Source organism: Pseudomonas tehranensis, from assembly GCF_014268615.1.
Classification (GTDB): Bacteria; Pseudomonadota; Gammaproteobacteria; order Pseudomonadales; family Pseudomonadaceae; genus Aquipseudomonas; species Aquipseudomonas tehranensis.
The window spans coordinates 1-2,770 of sequence record NZ_JABWQV010000404.1; the positions used below are offsets into that span (position 1 = coordinate 1).

Genomic DNA, 2,770 nt, shown 5'->3' on the forward strand with positions numbered 1-2,770 from the left:
GTGGGAGCGGGCTTGCTCGCGAAGCTTTTGCTGTCAGCCCTGGACCGGCACGCCCTTGAGGTAAGGCGCAGGTTCCGCCCCCAGGTTGTTGAGCATGCGCTCGCTGTACCAGTCCACGAAGTTCACCACGCCGAACTCATAGGTTTTGGAGTACGGGCCTGGCTGGTAGGCGGTGGAGTTGATGCCGCGCTGGTTTTCTTCGGCCAGGCGACGGTCCTGGTCGTTGGTGGCGTCCCAGACCTGGCGCATGCGCGCCACGTCGTAATCCACGCCTTCGACCGCGTCCTTGTGCACGATCCACTTGGTGGTGACCATGGTTTCCTGGGCGCTGATCGGCCACACGGTGAACACGATGATGTGGTCGCCCATGCAGTGGTTCCACGAGTGCGGCAAGTGCAGGATGCGCATCGAGCCCAGGTCCGGGTTCTTGATGCGACCCATCAGTTTGGCGCAGCCCTGCTTGCCGTCCATGGTCATCGACACGGTGCCCTTGAGCAGCGGCATGCGCACGATACGGTTGCGCAGGCCAAAACTGGCGTGGGCGTAAGGGATCTTCTCGGCGTCCCAAGCGGCGGCGGAAGCGGCCACATGGTCCTTGAACGCCTGGTCGGCCCGCGGATCGGTGACGTCGTCCCATTCCAGCAGGGTCTTGAGCAGTTCCGGGTGCGCACCGCCGCAGTGGTAGCACTCGCGGTTGTTTTCCAGCACGAGTTTCCAGTTGGCCTTTTCCATCAAGGTGGTTTGCACCGCCACCTTGGTGTTTTCCATGTCGTAGGGTTCCATGTAATGGGTCAAGGTCGCCAGGAAGTCGTCAATGGCCGGCGGGTTCTCCGCCAGGCTGATGAAGATGTAGCCACCGGCGGTCTTCACGTTGACTGGCTTCAAGCCGTACTGCTTCATGTCGAAGTCGGCGCCCATTTCGGTGCCGGCGAACAATAGGCGACCGTCCAGCTCGTAGGTCCACTGGTGGTAATGGCAAACCAGTTTGGCGACCTTGCCCTTTTCGCTGGTGCACAGCCGCGAGCCACGGTGACGGCAGACGTTGTGGAACGCATGCACCACGCCGTCGGCGCCGCGGATCACGATGATCGGGTTCTTGCCGACCTGCAGGGTCAGGTAGTTGCCTTTGGTCGGGATTTCGCAGGTCATGCCGGCGATCAACCACTCCTTCTGAAAGATTTCCTGCATGTCGATATCAAACAGGCGCTCATCGGAGTAGAACGGCTGCGGCAGCGAGAAAGTGCGCTCGCGTTCCTGCAGCATTTGCGCGGTGGCCTTGCGTGCGGGTTCCAGCGGATCGCCCAGGCTCAGGGTTGCGGTGACGTCCATCGTTTTATCCTCATGGGCCCTCTACGTGGCCGGCGAAAAGTGGCTAATCAAATGTGCTACGCAAGGCAGAAAATATTATTTGTCTGTTGGGGGCGAGTGTGGGGCCGCGCAGGGGGCGAACCTTATCCATGGGCGACATGGCCCAATCTGTTCCCGACGCGCAAGGTCCTGTCGTTAGGGGCTGGTCGCGGTAAGCATGTGAATGTCGCAGATAGGTAAATGGGCGATTCGCGCTATACGCAGAATCGCCTCATAAGAGGCCGACAGTCGGCCGTGGAGATCAGCATGTCCAACAGCTTCCTGAACCCGGTAACCACCCAGACCTGGGCCAATGGTCGTCACATTGTCCGTTGCGTCAAAGTCATCCAGGAAACCTGGGATGTGCGCACCTTTTGCTTCATGGCTGATCAGCCGATTCTGTTCTTTTTCAAGCCGGGGCAATTCGTCACCCTGGAGCTTGAAATCGAAGGTCAGCCGATCATGCGCTCCTACACCATTTCCAGCTCGCCGTCGGTGCCCTACAGCTTTTCGGTGACCATCAAGCGCGTACCGGGGGGCAAGGTTTCCAACTGGTTGCACGACACCCTGCACGAAGGCCAGGAGCTGGCGGTGCACGGGCCGGTCGGCCTGTTCAATGCCATCGATTTCTCGAACCCGAAGGTGCTTTACCTCAGCGGCGGCGTCGGCATCACGCCAGTGATGTCCATGGCGCGCTGGTATTACGACACCAACGCCAACGTCGACATGGTGTTTATCCACAGCGCCCGCTCGCCCAAGGACATCATCTATCACCGCGAGCTGGAGCACATGGCCTCGCGGATCGACAACTTCAATCTGCACCTGATCTGCGAAAAGCACGGCCTGGGCGAGCCTTGGGCCGGTTACCGAGGCTACCTGAACCACAAGATGCTCGAACTGATGGCGCCGGACTTCCTTGAGCGCGAAGTGTTCTGCTGTGGCCCAACGCCATACATGAACGCGGTCAAGCGCCTGCTGGAGGCCGCTGGCTTCGACATGACGCGTTACCACGAGGAGTCCTTCGGCGCCACACCACCGGAAGCCCGTGCCGATGCCGTGGAGCAAGCCGAACAGGCTGCCGACGCCCCGGAAGTCGATGTGGCGGATCTGCATCTGGTGGAGTTCACCGCCTCCGGCAAGAGTATTCGCGTGGGACCGGGAGAAACCGTCCACGCCGCCGCTGCCAAGCTCGGCATGATGATCCCCAAGGCCTGCGGCATGGGCATCTGCGGCACCTGCAAGGTCTTGAAACTGGGCGGGGAAGTGGAGATGGACCACAACGGCGGGATCACCGAGGACGACGAGGCCGAAGGTTACATTCTGTCGTGCTGCAGCGTGCCGAAGGGGGATGTGCGGATCGAGTTTTGATCCGTTCTCTGGCAGGCGATGAGCTCTTGTGGCGAGGGGATTTATCCCCGCTGGG

2 protein-coding genes are annotated in these 2,770 nt (G+C 60.7%); one reads left to right on the forward strand and one right to left on the reverse strand.

Translation table 11 applies throughout. The features are described 5' to 3' along the window. Positions 1 to 33 precede the first annotated feature (33 nt). Positions 34 to 1,329 carry a glycine betaine monooxygenase oxygenase subunit gene (gene gbca / locus HU811_RS26455; protein ID WP_092400748.1) on the reverse strand — a complete coding sequence of 432 codons (1,296 nt, stop codon included), beginning with the start codon at positions 1,327 to 1,329 and terminating at the stop codon, positions 34 to 36. Positions 1,330 to 1,614: 285 nt separating this feature from the next. On the opposite strand from gbca, the gene gbcB reads away from it, so the two are divergent. After that, positions 1,615 to 2,715: a glycine betaine monooxygenase reductase subunit gene (gene gbcB / locus HU811_RS26460; RefSeq protein ID WP_047228148.1), complete on the forward strand. Its 1,101-nt coding sequence runs from the start codon at positions 1,615 to 1,617 to the stop codon at positions 2,713 to 2,715. Positions 2,716 to 2,770: the final 55 nt, after the last annotated feature.

Bases quoted from the DNA above. Each gene is read 5' to 3' on its own strand.
- gbcB (WP_047228148.1), top strand. From the start codon at position 1,615: ATGTCCAACAGCTTCCTGAACCCGGTAACCACCCAGACCTGGGCCAAT.
- gbca (WP_092400748.1), bottom strand. From the start codon at position 1,329: ATGGACGTCACCGCAACCCTGAGCCTGGGCGATCCGCTGGAACCCGCA.